General features: G+C 36.8%; 17 protein-coding genes. 7 read left to right on the plus strand and 10 right to left on the minus strand.

What is annotated here, in order from left to right; all coding sequences use genetic code 11:
- Window positions 1-243: 243 nt before the first annotated feature.
- Window positions 244-2961 carry a YSIRK-type signal peptide-containing protein gene (locus tag Q0Y84_RS06365; RefSeq protein ID WP_297951727.1) on the plus strand — a complete coding sequence of 906 codons (2718 nt, stop codon included), beginning with the start codon at window positions 244-246 and terminating at the stop codon, window positions 2959-2961.
- 62 nt (window positions 2962-3023) lie between these two features.
- On the opposite strand, the gene Q0Y84_RS06370 is transcribed toward Q0Y84_RS06365, so the two are convergent.
- Complete coding sequence (locus tag Q0Y84_RS06370; RefSeq protein ID WP_297951729.1) at window positions 3024-4370, minus strand: threonine/serine exporter ThrE family protein; 1347 nt, start codon at window positions 4368-4370, stop codon at window positions 3024-3026.
- A gap of 164 nt (window positions 4371-4534) precedes the next feature.
- On the opposite strand from Q0Y84_RS06370, the gene Q0Y84_RS06375 reads away from it, so the two are divergent.
- From Q0Y84_RS06375 to Q0Y84_RS06385, 3 genes are all read left to right on the plus strand, one after another.
- Window positions 4535-5473 (plus strand): sugar-binding domain-containing protein, encoded by a 939-nt coding sequence (locus Q0Y84_RS06375; protein ID WP_297951731.1) that lies wholly within the window; start codon window positions 4535-4537, stop codon window positions 5471-5473.
- A 42-nt stretch (window positions 5474-5515) separates the two neighbouring features.
- Entirely contained in the window at window positions 5516-5842 is a 327-nt protein-coding gene (locus Q0Y84_RS06380; RefSeq protein WP_297951733.1) for a transporter, read from the plus strand.
- 108 nt (window positions 5843-5950) lie between these two features.
- Entirely contained in the window at window positions 5951-6082 is a 132-nt protein-coding gene (locus tag Q0Y84_RS06385) for a hypothetical protein (protein ID WP_297951735.1), read from the plus strand.
- Window positions 6083-6146: 64 nt separating this feature from the next.
- Here Q0Y84_RS06385 and Q0Y84_RS06390 read toward each other — a convergent pair whose 3' ends face one another.
- Complete coding sequence (locus Q0Y84_RS06390; RefSeq protein WP_297951737.1) at window positions 6147-6527, minus strand: DUF1828 domain-containing protein; 381 nt, start codon at window positions 6525-6527, stop codon at window positions 6147-6149.
- Between the two features lie 156 nt (window positions 6528-6683).
- On the opposite strand from Q0Y84_RS06390, the gene Q0Y84_RS06395 reads away from it, so the two are divergent.
- From Q0Y84_RS06395 to Q0Y84_RS06405, 3 genes are read left to right on the plus strand one after another with little or no spacing between them, the layout of a single operon-like run.
- A complete protein-coding gene (locus tag Q0Y84_RS06395; RefSeq protein WP_297951739.1) occupies window positions 6684-7241 on the plus strand; it encodes an ECF-type riboflavin transporter substrate-binding protein in 558 nt (185 codons plus the stop codon).
- Window positions 7242-7250: 9 nt separating this feature from the next.
- The gene (locus Q0Y84_RS06400) at window positions 7251-8960 is read left to right on the plus strand and encodes an ABC transporter ATP-binding protein (RefSeq protein WP_297951741.1); all 1710 of its coding nucleotides are present in this window, start codon (window positions 7251-7253) and stop codon (window positions 8958-8960) included.
- Window positions 8953-9786, plus strand: a complete 834-nt coding sequence (locus tag Q0Y84_RS06405) for an energy-coupling factor transporter transmembrane protein EcfT (RefSeq protein ID WP_297951743.1) — start codon at window positions 8953-8955, stop codon at window positions 9784-9786. The genes Q0Y84_RS06400 and Q0Y84_RS06405 overlap by 8 nt, the downstream gene beginning before the upstream one ends.
- Before the next feature lie 25 nt (window positions 9787-9811).
- Here Q0Y84_RS06405 and Q0Y84_RS06410 read toward each other — a convergent pair whose 3' ends face one another.
- The 8 genes from Q0Y84_RS06410 to Q0Y84_RS06445 form a co-directional block, all read right to left on the minus strand.
- A complete protein-coding gene (locus Q0Y84_RS06410) occupies window positions 9812-9973 on the minus strand; it encodes a hypothetical protein (protein ID WP_297951745.1) in 162 nt (53 codons plus the stop codon).
- Between the two features lie 31 nt (window positions 9974-10004).
- Window positions 10005-10460, minus strand: coding sequence for a DUF441 domain-containing protein (locus Q0Y84_RS06415; protein WP_297951747.1), 456 nt, complete (start codon window positions 10458-10460; stop codon window positions 10005-10007).
- 260 nt (window positions 10461-10720) lie between these two features.
- Window positions 10721-12262: a citrate lyase subunit alpha gene (gene citF, locus Q0Y84_RS06420; RefSeq protein ID WP_297951749.1), complete on the minus strand. Its 1542-nt coding sequence runs from the start codon at window positions 12260-12262 to the stop codon at window positions 10721-10723.
- Window positions 12252-13166, minus strand: coding sequence for an aldolase/citrate lyase family protein (locus Q0Y84_RS06425; RefSeq protein ID WP_297951751.1), 915 nt, complete (start codon window positions 13164-13166; stop codon window positions 12252-12254). Before Q0Y84_RS06425 ends, citF begins: the two co-directional genes overlap by 11 nt.
- The gene (gene citD, locus Q0Y84_RS06430; protein WP_297951753.1) at window positions 13166-13459 is read right to left on the minus strand and encodes a citrate lyase acyl carrier protein; all 294 of its coding nucleotides are present in this window, start codon (window positions 13457-13459) and stop codon (window positions 13166-13168) included. The genes Q0Y84_RS06425 and citD overlap by 1 nt, the downstream gene beginning before the upstream one ends.
- Window positions 13449-14504: a [citrate (pro-3S)-lyase] ligase gene (gene citC / locus Q0Y84_RS06435; protein ID WP_297951755.1), complete on the minus strand. Its 1056-nt coding sequence runs from the start codon at window positions 14502-14504 to the stop codon at window positions 13449-13451. Before citC ends, citD begins: the two co-directional genes overlap by 11 nt.
- A gap of 82 nt (window positions 14505-14586) precedes the next feature.
- On the minus strand, window positions 14587-15378 hold the full coding sequence (locus Q0Y84_RS06440; RefSeq protein ID WP_297951809.1) for an alpha/beta hydrolase: 792 nt from the start codon (window positions 15376-15378) through the stop codon (window positions 14587-14589).
- Between the two features lie 83 nt (window positions 15379-15461).
- On the minus strand, window positions 15462-16931 hold the full coding sequence (locus Q0Y84_RS06445; RefSeq protein WP_297951758.1) for a DASS family sodium-coupled anion symporter: 1470 nt from the start codon (window positions 16929-16931) through the stop codon (window positions 15462-15464).
- Window positions 16932-16946: the final 15 nt, after the last annotated feature.

A 16946-nucleotide genomic window follows, 5' to 3' on the forward strand; every position in this document is an offset into this window, starting at 1 on the left:
CTACTTTGATTAAATAAATAATTAAAAAATCAATTTACGAGAAAGATCTATTTACACAAAAGATTTGACAGTTTCAAGCTAAGCATGTCAGGGATTGAATAAATTATCTAAAAATTTTGTTAATATTGTTATTTTTTGTGCTAATCTAAGAATGTTATTAAATGTAAAAAGAAAATATATTTTTTCAGCTTAATGACTCTAGATGTTCAGTCTTTTTTATTTCCACAAAAAAGGTTTAGATAAATGAAACAAAAAAATAATTTAAGCTTCAACGTAAAGCTTGATGAAAAGCAAAAATTTGGTTTTAGAAAATTATCAGTTGGCTTAGCTGCTGTTGCACTGGGAACTACTTTTTTCTTGAGCAATGGTCAATTAGTGCACGCCGATGCCGAAAATGAGAATCCAACCGCCTTTCAAGTTGCCCAAAGAACAGCTGATTCCTCTACTAGCTCTTTAGCTCCAGGTCAAACTTCTCAAGATACTTCAGACAGTAAACCAGCAAATAAAAATGAGCAACCCAATAGTCAGCAACAACAAACTGTTGATATTACCGCTCACCATACTGATTCACAGGGTAATAGCACATCAGAAATCAAAGCAAATGAAACCCCATCATTAATGGCAGGACAAGATACGGTAAATGTTGACGTTAAAATCAATCATCCTAGTTTAGATCAAAACAATTCTATTCACATTAACTTGCCAGATGCAGGTGAAAACAAAAACTACAAAATTGTAACTAGTAAGTCTACGATCTACAGCCAAAATTCTAATAGCAAATCCTACTGGAATATTACAGCAAGCGATAATAACGATTTTAGCCAAATTATTGCTACTTGGGAGAACTCTACCACCAAGGACTCTCCTACCCAACTTGACTTAAATATTCCCGTTATTGCTAATGGCTCTACTATTAAAACTAATACAAGGGCACAAGCTTTTAATGTAGAAATTGATGGTAAAAACCAAACAGCTTTCACTGCTGATTTAACCCCATACCAAGATAAAGTACAACCTACGGAACTTATTCACGGCTTCGCCATAGGCAAAAAGTCATTTAATGGTTCAGATTCAGAATATCCTGAAAAAAACAACATTTCAGCTGATGACATCCAAAAATTAGGACTAAATGATTCCAGTCATATCCTTCAATGGGGAATCTACTTTAATTACGGTAATCAACTAGATAATCCGCCACGTTCTTTATACGATGCTGTGTTTAACGTGCATTTTAGTGATGATCAAATTTTAATCCCATCTTCAATTAAAGTCTTTGAAATTCCAAGTGGTATGGCTGTCGATCAAAATGCTTTACGTCATGGTATTAATGACTTTTACGATGGTCCTGATCATCCTAATCAAAAATATTATGATCTAATTACGACTGAGAATAATGAAAAGTCAAACTTTGCCAACTTTTTACGTAATCATTTAACCAAAGATAAAAATGGCTTTTCAGTAGATCAAACTGGTCAAAAGTTTAATCTTAATGATCCTAAGGATTCTTATGATTACAGTACCCATGCTTATTACATTCAATTAGATACTGTGCTTGATAATAAGTCTGGACAACCTACCACCAGTACTGGAATGTCCGCAGATACTTCTAAAAAGGGCAATTCTTTAAATGGCCAGGGTGCATTAAAAGAAGACAAAACTTTCTCATGGAATGGTCAAATTACTGGTAACTCTGACAGCACCATTTCTACAACTCAATATGCTGATGTTAGATTTTATGATGATACAGATAAAGATGCTAAAGCAATTGATACATTGCTTGAAAATAATGGTTTTACTCTATTGCCTACTACTGACAGACTTGGTCAGGGATTTAACGCTAATTACACTGGACAAGATAATAATTCGGTAAATATCCCTATTCAATTTGCTGGTCTTACAAATGCACTTACTGTATTAAAAAATCATCACTACAAGCTTGAAAAAGTTTCCGGTACTAACTCCCAAATAAATTCAGATGGCACTATCACATTTGGCAACTTTGATAATGATGAAAACAAAGATCAACATTTTGTCATCTACTTAGTTCATGAAACTAGATCAGAAAGCCAAACCGCTACAATCCAAGAACAAGTAAAAGGCTATTACACTAATGGTCCGAAGAACCATCCTTTTGCTGGAATCAATGATCCCAATACAGCAGTTCCAGAAAACGATGAATCCGCTACACCTGATGTACTTGTTAAAATCACCTATACTAGAAATAGAACTGTTGACCTAGTTAAGGATCCACAAGCTACAAACACAGCGTGGTCAGAGTGGACAGCAAATAAGCCAGGCTTCCCAGCTATCTCTTATAACAATACAATTATTAAGGATTCAATTGGCGATAATTACTATCTAGATAAAAATGGTGTAGTACATATCATTGCTAGTCAAAAAGGGATCACCGCTACTAGTGATCCAACTACTGGCATTTCAGCAATTATTCCTAGTTCCGAATTTTTAGCTTCAATCGCTTCTACTATAATTAATAAAAAGGAATCTACACCTAGTAAGGTTGCAACGATCAATATTTGGGTACCATATGCTTACTCTGCTCCTCAACCAGAACCTAACCCTAATCCAGAACCTCAGCCTCAACCACAGTCTACTCCTACTACACCTTTACCTGAAAAACCTAATTCAGACAAACCAGCTGAACCAATTGTACCTGTAAAAGCTCAAAATCAGCATCAAACAAAGACTATTACTCATAAAGATAATGCCTCAGCCGTAAAACACGATGGTCCACAAATAATTACAATTACACCTCATAGTGTATATGCCAAACTTGAGACAGTTACTTCAAAGCAAACTAATCCAGCTACCATTAAAATGAAAAAAGCAAATTCAGCTTTGCCTGAGACTGGTGAAAAGAAATTAAGCTTAAGTTTGATTGGTTTATCCCTTGTTGCACTAAGTTTGTTCGGTTGGGCAATCACTAAAAAGAAACGCAATTAATAATTGAATGCAAACTAAAAGAGACAGATTTAAAATCTGCCTCTTTTTTTATCATCTAATATCTAATCTGCATGTCTCCACTTCTTATCAGTTAAGATACGTGCAGCAAGTAGTCCTAATGGTAAAGCCGCCACAATCATCAATGCTTCAACAATCCAATAAGCACCAATATTAATATTAGTAACACCAAAGTTAAATACCGCGCGATACATATAAAGTCCTGGTACCATGATAACAATTGATGGTACGGTAATCGCAATTCGTGGAAAACCAACCTTTTGGCGGACAATGCTGGCAAGTAACCCAGCCGTCAGAGCTCCAATAAAGGCGGCTAAGGCTGGCGGAACCTGCGCATAATCAACTAAACTCAATCGTAAAGTATTGGCCATTGCTCCCATTACTGCAGCTATGGCAGCCATTTGCGGGCGACTATTAAACATAATTGAGAAGCCGAAGACACCACAAAAGCTGGCTAGCAAACGCAAACAAGTTAGCATCCCTGAATCGATTTTTAACTTAGGCATAGATCCAGGATGTAAACGTAAAATCGTCGCTACAACCCAACCTGCCATTGTCGCAATAATAATAATCAAAATCGCATAAGCTAACCGCTCTAGTCCAGAACGCATATCTAACTTTGAGATGTCCAAACCAGACGTAATAAATGGAAAACCAGGAATCACAAATAACATTGCCCCAATATAACCGTAGGCATGATCATGATTCAAGCGGAATAAAAGCTCACCTATATGGAAGCACAGGAAGTATACTGCACAAGCTACAGCCACTGCAACTGCTATTTTAGCTACTAAAGTCAACTTATGCTTCCCCATAATTGCTCTAACATACTGGCCACAAGCTGCACCCCAAAATGCACAAATCACTTCAGGCAATCCGCCACCCAATAAGAAAATAAAACCTGCACAGGCTAATCCTGAGCTAAGTCCTGAGATCAAAGGTACATATGCTGACTTTTGGCGGTTAATCTCGCGCAAGCGCTGGTGGATTTGACCAATAGTCCAGTTTCCATGTCCTGTTTCAAATTGGCGGACGAACTTTTCCAGCTCATTCAGCTTAGTCATGTTTACACCAGTTGCTGGCAATGATAGAATCTGAGAATAAGATTCATTATCAACGTCAAAGCAGGTATATTCAATTGAAACAAGACCAATATCGGTTGAACAAGTAATCCCCAAAGTTCTGGCAATTGTATCCATTGAATCCCGTACTCGCCATGCACCGGTACCACAACTTAAAAGCATAATGCCCACTCGGCCTACAATTGAAGCTTTTTCAACTAATGTGGCATCTTGAGCCATCGTGCTATTATCGCTCTTAAAAAACTCCTCCCACAGAATCTTCATATGATGTTTGTCTGATAAATGATGTTCTTGATCAATTTCACTCATGCTATTATTACTTTCCCTCATATAATCTGCATAATTACAACTCTTTTATTCTACCACATGAGTTTCATCATATTTTTTTATATTTTAAAATTTGATGCTCCTTTTTATTATTTTAAATTTATAATAGACGTGTAAGTTATTTTAAAATAAAGGATGGTGCAGAGGTGGCACAATTAACAGATGAGCAACTTGCTAGCATTGCCCACGACTTTTATCTTAGCCAACTTAATATCGCTGATATTTCGCAAAAATATGATTTATCACGCTATTTGATTGCTAAAGCACTAGAAGATGCGCGTAATCGTGGAATCGTTAAAATTAAGATTTCACGTGGAATTAAGCGTAATCAAGTACTAGAACGTGAGTTTCAGAAAAGGTTTGGTTTAAAAGAAGCTTTTATTGTTGAAAGTACTGGCAATAAAGACGAAAACAGTGAAGCTGTAGTTAATTTCGCAGCCAAGCAAATTGAAACTTACCTCAAACAAGCTAAGATTGCTGGAATTAGCTGGGGTGCGACAATGCATGGCGTAATTAATGACTTTTTTGAACAAGATTTAGAACAGTTATATTTTATCCAGCTATTAGGTCAACCGATTAACTCTAATCGTCGTAAGAATCCTTTAGCTCAAGATGCAGCCGAAAAACTACATTCTCAGAGCTTAAGCTTACCTACTCCCTTGTATGTTCTAAATTCCAAGATCATTCCTGCTTTAAAACGTGAGCCTTATTTTAAAGTAATTGAGAATTGTTACCATAACTTAGATATTTTGTTCACAGGGCTAGGTACCTTTCAATCATTTAAAGCTAATCAATTTTTAGACAAAAACTACGGACCCGAATTATTTAAAAATATTTCTGAGCGAGATGTAGCTGGAATGATCATGGGGCGTCCTTATAATATTCAAGGTGAGTTTTTCCCTAATTTTGAACACCATATTTGCGGAATTAGCATGAAAGATATCATGGCAACACCAATTCGTTTCTGTGTTGTCCGCAATCGCTTTAAATCTGAAGCATTACTGGGAGCATTACGTAGCGGCGTTATTACTCACCTAGTAACTAATGACGCTATTGCAGAACGCGTTCTACAAAATATAAAATAATAATTGTTAAAATATTAAAGAGATGGATAGTTGAGGAGAAAAATGAAAAAATCTAAATATGACTTATGGACTGGAGCCTTAAACTTAATCAACTGCGCATTGTTTATCTGTTCCTGGTTCGCAATTCTAGGTGCCGATTTTACTGCTAAAATTGCCATAATCTTTTATTTATTTGCCTGGCTTGGTGTAATTATCAATGCGATTGCGATAGTTCAATCTCATAATATGAACATTTCACTAGTTGGACCTATTTTAGGGGTTATCGGAAATGCACTTTATGGTTTTACTGCTGCTTTAGCTTTACCCGCAGTAATCGTCAATATTATTTCTGCATTCTTTATTTTTATGCAACACAGCAATAAAAAATAGCAATAAATTAACCAGCTGTTTACAGCTGGTTTTTCTATACTAAAAAGTATTATGTACTAATTAACAATTACTTTTCTTGGTTTTACAATAAGCTTGAGGTGATTGATTATGGAGTTTAGAATTGATGAATGTATTCCAGATGTTATATCAATGATGGCTTTAGCACAAGCAATTGCTAATTTTAATCTCAACGGTAAAAAGCTGGAAGATGTAAATCTAGGAAGAATGGCTAATGTTTAAAAAGGTTCGAAAAAAGTTAATTATCAAAAATCATCCCTAACTATTTAAATTAGGGATGATTTTTTTAGCCTAAATATGAAATTGCAACTTGCAGTTGTGCTAGTTTCATTACCGCTTGAGCTACGTTATTGCGGGCAACGTTAACATAAATTTCGCAGTGTTCTTCATCGAATTCGTAACCAGAACCTAATGCAATATCTTCTGCAGTTTTATACAATTCTTTATCTTCTTCATTAGGATCCAACTTAAATAAAATTCTACCGCCGTCACTCACCAGACAGCGATCGCCTTTTTCTTCAACCCACACATAGACAGTATCACCATAAGAGTCGATCATCATTGTTGCAATCTGCATTGTTTGCTCATCAACCCAAATAGTTTTAGTCTCATGAGTAACGTAGGCACCAATTTCATTGTTAATTTTCTTTAATTCTTCTTGTTTCATCATTTACCTCTAGTTAATTAGCTTTTTCTTTTAATATAAGAATACCCTCTTAGTTATCCTTATACAAATTTTTGAACAAATGAATCTACTGATTAGCTTGACTGTTACCGCTTACTAATTATACCTTGTAAATATACTAAATTTTGGAGTAATTAGATGAAAAATACGGGTCTATCTGTTAAAAATGTTGTTGCAATTGGAATTGGATCAGCGATTTATGTTATTTTAGCACGCTTTACCTCAATTCCTACACCTATTCCCAACACTAATATTGAACTAGTTTTTCCTTTCCTAGCTCTTTTTGCTGCCATTTACGGTGCAAAAGTTGGTTTTATTGTCGGCTTTATCGGTCATGCACTTTCAGATTTTATCATGTATGGCCAAACTTGGTGGAGTTGGGTCTTAGCTACTGCTATTTTAGGTTGGATTATTGGCTTAGCAGCTAAACAACTAGATTTAAAAAATGGTATTTTTGGTCTTAAACAAACTATCATATTTAATATTGTACAAATTATCGCTAATATCATTGCATGGGTGGTAGTTGCACCTATTGGTGACATTATTATCTATAGTGAACCAGCTAACAAGGTTTTCGTTCAAGGAATTTCAGCCACATTATCCAACGGTCTTACAATTATGATTGTCGGAACATTGTTACTTAAGGCTTATGCCGACACCAAAATTAAGAAAGGCAGCTTACGCAAAGAAGACTAGAGGATATTTATGACAAATACAATTATTGAATTCAAAGACTTTTCATTTCAATATGATAGCCAAGCCGAACCAACATTAAAGCATCTTAATTTAGCAATTAATCAGGGCGAAATGCTCTTAATTGCTGGACCATCAGGTTCCGGTAAGTCTACGATCGGTCACTGCATCAATGGTTTAATTCCCAACATAGATACTGGTAACATTACTGGTGAATGTATTATCAATGGTAAAAATATTCAAGAAACCAATTTATTTGATCTTTCTTTTATCACTTCAACTATTCTGCAAGATACTGATAGTCAGTTTATTGGTTTAACTGTTGGTGAAGACATTGCTTTTGCCTTAGAAAACGACTGTCAACCACAAAACCGAATGAAACAAATCGTTCATCGTTGGGCTGATGAATTAGGAATCGAACATTTACTAAAACAGGCACCACAAAACTTATCCGGTGGGCAAAAACAAATCGTTGCCTTAGCTGGCGTAATGGTTGACGAATCACCTATTCTGCTTTTTGATGAACCACTGGCTAATTTAGATCCCGCTTCAGGGATGAAAACAATGGCGTTAATTAATCGAATTCAAAAAGAATTAAACGCAACAGTCATTATTATTGAACATCGCTTGGAAGAAGTGATGAGTCAACCACTAGACCGGGTTATTTTAGTTAATGATGGAAAAATCGTAGCTGATAAAACGCCTAATGATTTACTACATAATAATTTATTAGAAAAAAACGGCGTACGTAATCCCCTTTATCTAAGTGCACTTAAAAAGGCACAAATTGATCTAAATCAGATTCCTGATTTAACTTCAGTTAATGCTTTACCTGACGATCGTGAAATCGCCAGGAAATTACAAAATTGGCAAGACAAGATCACCATTACCGGTGAAAAGGAAGAAACGCATTCTTTATTAGAACTAAAGGGTGTCGGTCATCGCTATAATAAATTACAAGTTCACCCATTACATGATGTAACAACAACCATTAATCAAGGTGATTTTATCTCAATTGTTGGTCAAAATGGTGCAGGCAAAACCACTCTTTGCCGCATTATTTGTGGTTTTATTAGCAATGAAGGCCTAATTTCATTTAACGGTGATGATCTGAAACAATATTCCATCAAAGAGCGTTCCGATAAAATTGGCTATGTCATGCAAGATCCTAACCAAATGATTTCTCAAAAAATGATTTTTGACGAAGTTGCGCTGGGCTTACGTTTACGTGGCTACGAGGAAAATGAAATTCAAACTAAAGTTTATGAGACACTGAAAATTTGTGGTCTCTATCCTTATCGTCATTGGCCTATTTCTGCCTTATCTTTTGGTCAGAAAAAGCGAGTGACAATTGCAGCGATTCTAGTTCTGGACCCTGAATTGTTAATTTTAGATGAACCAACTGCCGGTCAAGATTGGCAAACTTATACTGAAATCATGAATTTCTTAAAGCAACTCAACCAGCAAGGTAAAACAATCATGATTATCACTCATGATATGCACCTCATGATGGAATATACCAATCGCTCTTTAGCTTTTGCCGAAGGAACTTTGATTGCCGACACAGATCCAATTAAATTATTAACCGAGAAAGCTTTAATTAAAAAGGCGGCGTTAAAGCGTACTTCATTGTATGAACTTGCAGTGAAATACCGCCTAAAGGAACCTAACACCTTTGTTCGCGCTTATATTGATGCAGAAAGGGATGAAAAACATGCATGATGAGAGCCAAATTTTAGGATATCAACCGGGCAATTCCTTTATCTATCAATTAAACGCTACAACTAAATTAGTTTTCATGCTCTTAGTCTCAATTGCTTGTATGATTACCTACGATACTAGATTTTTGATCGCTATTTGTGTCTTATCAATTTTCCTATTCAAAGAAGCCAAGATCAAATGGTCGCAAATTTCTTTTATCGTAAAACTTATTGTTGCTTTTATGATCCTAAACCTAATCTTTGTTTTTATTTTTCAACCTAGCTATGGTGAAAGTATCTATTATTCTAAGAGTATCCTTATTCATGCCGGTTACTTTACCCTGACTCTGCAAGAAGTATTTTATTTATTCAACCTTTTCTTAAAATATGTCTGCTCAATTCCAATCGTGCTTTTATTCTTGCTGACGACTAATCCTAGTCAATTTGCCGCCTCACTGAATAAAATTGGCATTAGTTATAAGATTTCTTATGCCGTTTCATTGGCTTTACGTTATATTCCAGACATTCAAAATTCTTACTGGGATATTTCAGCTGCACAACAAGCCCGTGGAATTGAGTTATCTAAAAAGGCTAGCCTAGGTAAGCGAATTAAAGGAACATTGAACATTATTATGCCTTTAATTTTTTCTAGCTTAGAGCGAATTGATGCCATTTCAACTGCCATGCAATTGCGCCGTTTCGGCTCAAAGAAAAAACGCACCTGGTATGTTACTCAATCATTTAAAAAAGAAGATTACTTAGTAATGATTGCCGCTGTTATCCTGGTATTAATCGTTATCGTTTTATGGCAACTTAACCACGGAAGATTTTATAATCCGTTTATCTAAATCAACATTAAAAGGACCGCTAATGCTAACGGTCCTTCTTTGTATGCTTCTTTTTTCGATGATCATCTTCAGTGACAATTTCTGGTTTCTTTGGAATCGGTGGTGTAATCACTTCGTAATTACGTAAGCGGCGCTCTAAATAATCATCCAGTCGCTCTTGCATATTTTCATGTACAATAATTGCCATTTAAACCGCCTGCCTTTTTCACCATTATAACTCAAAAATGTAGATTAAACAGTGTAACCACCAAGTAAGTCATCCCACTGGCAATTACGGGACCTGCTGCTACTCCTTTAAAGGCAACAACTCCAATAATTGTTCCCAGAACTAATGCAACAGTGACTTGTGGCACCGCTGCTAATTGATCAACACCGTAACGTGATAAGATTGCAACTGCTATCCCTGCTAAAATAGCAATCCAACCTGCTGGTGATTTAAAAGTTTTGATTAAATCTTTAAAACCAATTTGCCCTGTCGCAATTGGAACTAGAATTGCCACTGAAATAAGCGTAACGCCCCAATTGATCCCTTTAGCTTGAATCGTAGGCAACCATTTACTAGTAAATGGCAACAATTTGAAAAGCATTACCACTCCGGTAGCAATAATCAGTGACATGTTCTTTCCTACCAATGCAACGACTAAAACTAATGCTAAAAATAGCCAACTTTCCATTTATAACTCCCTTTAACTTTTATTTTTGTGCTGTTTACTTACTTTATCAAAAAAATAGATTATAGACAAAATTTCGAGCTTAAATAAGTGAAAAATGATTCGAGCTGTGTCATAATAAAGATACTCAGATATAAATATATGTATACGCGCCACCTATCCCAGCGGATAGGTGGTTTATTTTTGCATAAAAATAAGTTCAATCCCATATAAGATTGAACTTATCAATATACTTACTGATTAACTAAAATTTAAGCAATAAACTAATCTTTAATTTCTTTAATTGCATCAATAACTGTACCATCACGATATTCAACCAAAGCAACTGTACGATCAGTATATTCAAGTTTCTTAGGCACACCTACTTGTTTTTCTGCCATCTTTTGCAAATCCTTAATATCTAAGATCTGCAATCCTGGAACATTCTTAAATGCTTCAATCAAGTCTTGGCGAGCAGGATTAATTGCAATGCCTCGTTCAGTTACTAAGACATCAATTGATGAACCTGGAGTAACTACAGTCTCAACACTAGGAACTACTGTAGCATTTCTACCACGAACGAGTGGAGCCGTAATAATCGTCATCTTAGCACCAGCAGCTGAATCTTGGTGACCACCAACCGCACCACGAATGACACCATCTGAACCGGTCATTACGTTAACATTGAAGTCAGTGTCAATTTGCAAGGCTGATAAGATTGAAACATCAAGATTGTTTACAACAGCACCCTTGTTATGTGGATCGGCATACCAAGAAGCATCAATTTCTTGTTGATTACGGTTCTTAGCCATGGAAGCAGCAGCACCCTTATCGAAGTCCTGCACATCCATTACTTTTCTGACTAATCCTTCTTCAAGTAAATCAGTAGTTGGCTTAGTAATCCCACCAACAGCAAAAGAAGCAGTGATTCCCTTGTCAATCATCGCTTGACGAAGGTAACGAGTAACTGCCAAAGCAGCACCACCGGAACCAGTTTGGAAGCTAAAGCCTTCCTTGAAGTATGGTGAGTTAACGATTACTTGGTTAACCATTTGGGCAATCTTCAATTCCTTAGGGTCCTTAGTGAAACGAGTAGCACCGGAACCAATCTTGTCAGGATCACCGATCTTGTCTACCTTAACGATGTAGTCAACTTGGTCTTGTTTGATTGAAGCAGGGGTGTTGGGATAAGGAACAATATTATCAGTCAAAAGTACAACCTTGTTAGCATATTGAGCATCCATCAATGCATAACCCAATGAACCAAAGACTGCATCCCCTTCTTGACCGTTAGCATTACCAGCTGGGTCAGAAATTGGCACACCTAAAAAGGCTACATCAATCTTAATTTCACCTTCTTCAATTGAACGAGCACGGTTGCCATGTGAACGGAAAATAACTGGGTTCTTTAAGCCACCATGTGAAACAAAGTCGCCGAGTGAACCACGCATCCCAGAAGAAGTAATATTAGTGATAACCCCCTTCTTGATAGCTTCAATAATCTTATCATTCATTACACCAGTCAATGATGATGGTGCCAAAGTTAAGTCCTTGTAGCCTAACTTAATGATTAAGTCCATTACCTTGTTAAAGGCAAAATCACCATTTCTGAAGTGGTGGTGGAAGGAAATCGTCATGCCATCTTTCAAGTTATCCTTGATTACTTGCTCAAGTGAATCAACAACTTTATCTTGACCAGTAGTTACTCTAACCTTTGGTGCAACTCTTTGTTCTTCAGGGTGACCAATATCAGTTGTTTCATAAGGTTTTAGGTTTAATTCATTCATTAAGTCGTCTGGTAATTGACGTTTTACATTATTCTCCAATGTAATTGCCCTCCTCATCAATCAAGTTTGAAGCCTTAGCAGTTTGAAGGACTCTAGTAGCCTTTTCAACAACTGGCTTGTCAACCATCTTACCGTTCATTGAAATTACGCCGCTGCCTTTAGCTTTAGCTTCACGAATTGCATTTTGAACGTTTTGTGCATCTTCAATTTCTTCTTTAGTTGGATTAAAGACTTTGTTAACCATGGCAATTTGGCGTGGGTTAACCAAACTCTTACCATCGTAACCTAATTCATGAATATAGTTAGTTTCACGATAGAAGCCTTCAGTATCCTTCATATTAGAAAAGACAGTATCAAAGGCATAAACATCAGCGCTACGAGCTGCTTGTAAAACCATGTTACGTGCAAATTCAAGTTCACGACCGTCTGGGTAACGATGAGTATGCATATCAGCGGTATAGTCTTCACCAGAAACAGCCAAGCCCATCATTAATGGCGTACTTTCTGCAATTTCAGGAGCGTGCAAAACACCTTTAGCTGATTCAATAGCGGCCATCACACCAATGGTGCCCCTTTCAATGCCAAATTCATCTTCCCAGTGTTCGATATCCTCAACCAACTTTTGAATCATGGCAGCTGATTCAGTCTTGGGTAAACGAATAACGTCAACACCGGCTTTGACCATGGCCTTTACATCTTCATCGTAGAATGGTGTATCTTGACCATTAACCCGGACTACAATTTCACTACCGCCAAAATCGACCGTCTTAATTGCTTCATAAACAAGCATTCTAGCAGCATCTTTTTCAGTTAAAGAAACTGAGTCTTCCAAGTCAAGCATAATTGAATCTGCGCCATAAATTCCTGCATCTTTAATCATGGCTGGATTATTACCTGGCACAAACATCATCGTCCGACGCAAACGATTCTTAACGTAAGTCATTAGAGCACCTCCAAATCTGGCTTATCTGATGTTTCAGTTGCCCGTTGAGCAGCGGCTAAAGTACGGGCCTTAATTACACAATCAAGTGCTCCCTTGTCTGTTGCCTTAACCTTAACATTTTCTAAACCATAAGCCTTTAAAGTATCAGTAATCACTTTTTTAATTTGATCACCGTATGTCTTTTTAACTTCTGATTCGAGATCAATATCAATTCCATTGGTTCCTTTAGAAATCATAATTTGAATATCTGAACTTTCAAGTGTTCCAGCGACCGCTGTCGTTTTAATTTCCATTAATATTCATTCCTTTCTCAATCCTCGATTGCAACTCCGGCATGTTTTTCTTAATAAATTTATATGTCGTTTCTGGTACAAATTTATTGATTTCTCTCAAATTACCATCCTTGATTAGCTGTCTAACCTTGTTGGCAGTGACAATTTGATCATCTTTTTGCAAACGATCAATTACGATTACTTCAATATCGGGTCCTAGTTCATGAGCCAAGCTAACATTATAATAATGGGTTGTTCTTGAAATAGGTTCTTTGCCAATATACCGCCGGGTAATATTAAGAGCTGGGGCAATTTGCTTCTTGAAAACAGCTGCATCAATTGCTGTTTGAACTGTAATTAGATCATCCGGTGATTTCAAAAAGTATGCAGGGAAAGTAGCAGGAGAAACCATATAGTCACTGCCTGAAACTACTTTGACATTAGTAAATTCCTTCGTCCCCTCTTGTACTAACTTAAAACGTTCATCAAAGCTAAAAAGTGAGACATCATTGGCGACTACGAAAACATAAACCAAATCATTTTCTTCACTTGCTCTTTTAACTAAGTGCTCATGTCCCAGGGTAAAAGGATTAGCATTCATCACAATTGCTGCTACTTTTTTATGTTCTTGATCCTCAACTTTAGGAATTTCAGCCACAAAATCAGTCACATCAGGTGTCCCATTTTCTAAAAACGCTGCCTGATCTGTTTTAGCTAAAAGGTTAAAATGTAAATGTTCAAAACTTTCTGCATATTTAGCTTTAGTGAAGACAAATGAATGAAAAATACCTTCATTGGTTAAATATTGAGATAAAGCAGTGACCACTTTATTAAAACGTGCCCCTTGTTCTCCCTCATCATTTTTAACGCCAATATATTTCAAGACATTACCAGCTACACTACCGGTTCCAACTAAGTTGCCTTCATCGTTTTCCAAACCAATAGTATGGTCAAGCACATCAACTTCACGCTCACTAAAATCATGCAAGCCCAAAGACGACAAAAGCTCTTCCCACTTTTGCTTAGTCGAATTATTGTTCAAAAACAAGTCAACGACTTTATCCATAAACTACCACCTTACCATTTCACAAGTAATCGTTTTCACTAATATAGTTTACTCTCTTATTTTTACTATTTCAATTTTACAACTAATTTTTTAACTTTTTCAAAAATCTACTTATAATTTGATGAGTTTTCTTTGGTTGTTCTGCTTGAGGTAAATGCCCACACTCCGGTATAATCGCTGTTTCAACATCTTGATTTAGCAGCTTAACTGCCTGAGTAAATTCCGGATTGAAAAATGGTGATTTTTCACCAGCAATTACTAGCATTGGAACTGGCATGTCAAGAATCATATCACGCCAATCCTGTTCCGCATGTTCAACCAAGCAATTATAATTTTCAACCGGATCATAAGGAAATTCCTGGTATTCTTTTTTAGCTGCTAAAAACATTTTTTCATCAATATGGTGATAAAAAGCTTTGCCAAAATCAAATTTAAGCATATCTGGATAATTATCCCAGATTAAATCCTTAAACCCATACTTCCAGCTCTTATCCGCAATCATCTTAGGAGATTGGTCCAAATCAACCATGGCTTTTAGACGCCCTTTACCATAAATTGATAAGTAAGCCCAAAGATTAGCAGCTCCCATTGAATTACCAATTGCCACTACATCATGTAAATCAAGCTTGATCAATAACTCTTCTAAATCAACAGCGTGGCGACTGATTCGTTGTCCTCGGTATGTGCGTTGCGATTGCCCTTGATTACGTGGATCAAGCATCACAAACCGATAGTCATCTTTAAACAAATCAATTAAGTCTTGCCACATTTGACATGATCCACCAATCCCAGGAATCCCAAGTAAAACTGGCTTATCTTCCTCACCAGTATCAGTATAGTGCAAAAGCACATCATCATTGGTTTTAAATTTCATTTTTACTCTTCTTTCATCTTTTTTATTACTAACCCATATTATGACGCGAAAAAGCAATCTAGCTAAGCCAGATTGCTTAATTTTTACCATACGCCGATAACCTTCATCCAAAGTGTTCCAACGACGCCGAAGATAACTATGTAAATTAACCCTAAGACAAAGTTCATCTTCCACCATTCACCTTGCTTAACGTAACCAGTAGTGGCCAAGATTGAAGCTGGACCATTTGCATAGTGAGTAGTTGAAGCGTTAATAGCACCAGTAAAGGCCAAAAGCATTGCTGAAAGACCTAAAGGAGCACCAGTAGCTACAGCAACTGACAAGAATGGCAAGTAAAGTGCTGTCATGTGTGCTGTACCACTAGCAAAGAAGTAGTGGGTGTAGAACAAAAGCAAAACTAAAATTGCCAAAACAAAACCCCAACTAATGCCGTGAAGTCCAGTTTGAACAAGTTTAGAGAACCAATCAATAAAGCCATAAGAAATCAACTTACCTGCCATGAACATCAAGATTGAAAGCCAAATCAAAATGTTCCAAGCGCCAGTTTCTTTCAAAGCGTCTTGCATAGTCAAGACACCAGCAATCATCAAAATAGCTACAGCTAAGAAGGCAACAAAAGTAGCGTCCAATTGTGGAATCTTAAAGAAACCTGATAATACCCACAGAATAATTGAAAGAACGAAAACAGCGCTCATAATTTTTTCTGGGGTAGACATTGGTCCCATTTTTTGGAGCTTTTCATCAGCCCATTTTTTAGCATCTGGAGTTTCCTTAATTTCTGGTGGATACATCTTGTAGATTACCCAAGGGATAATTATGGCAGCTACTGCTACTGGCACGATTGCCGTGAAGAACCAACCAGCCCAAGACATTTGATAACCTTTTTGAGCAGCTAATTGTTGGGCAACCATGTTAGGAGCCGCACCAGTAATGAACAAAGCCGTTGACAAAATATTGGCATGAAAGGCAGTGAAGTCAATATAAGCACCGATCTTTTTACGTGAAGCTTCATCAGGCTTTGAATCGTAACCTTCCTTGGAAACAGATTCGACAACTGGCCAAACAACCCCGCCAGTACGAGCAGAGTTAGATGGAATCAAAGCACCAAGAACTAATTCCAAACCGGCAATCGCATACCCGATACCCAATGATTTTTTACCAAACTTTTCAATCATGATATAAGCAATTCGGTTACCTAAACCAGTTTTACTAATCCCATGTGCCATAATGAAAGCCATCGCAATTAACCAAGCAGCAGAGTTACCAAATGAGCTAAGCACACCTTGATTAATTACAACACCTTTGGCATTAGTTACATCCTTCATTGGTGCTAAACCAACTAATACAGTTACTACTAGACCAGTTAAAGTTGTACCACCAATTGGTAAAGGCTTGGTAATACAACCCACAATAGTTGCAACAAAAATGCTAAACATTTGCCAAGCCTGTGGAGTTAACCCACTAGGCCGCCATGGCGTAATGCACCAGAGTACAATCCCTACAACTAAAGGCCAAATAAAGCCTTTATAATTTACTTTTTCTAAAGTTTTCATCAGAATCCCCTATTC

The sequence above is a fragment of the uncultured Lactobacillus sp. genome (assembly GCF_947367125.1).
Lineage (GTDB): Bacteria > Bacillota > Bacilli > Lactobacillales > Lactobacillaceae > Lactobacillus.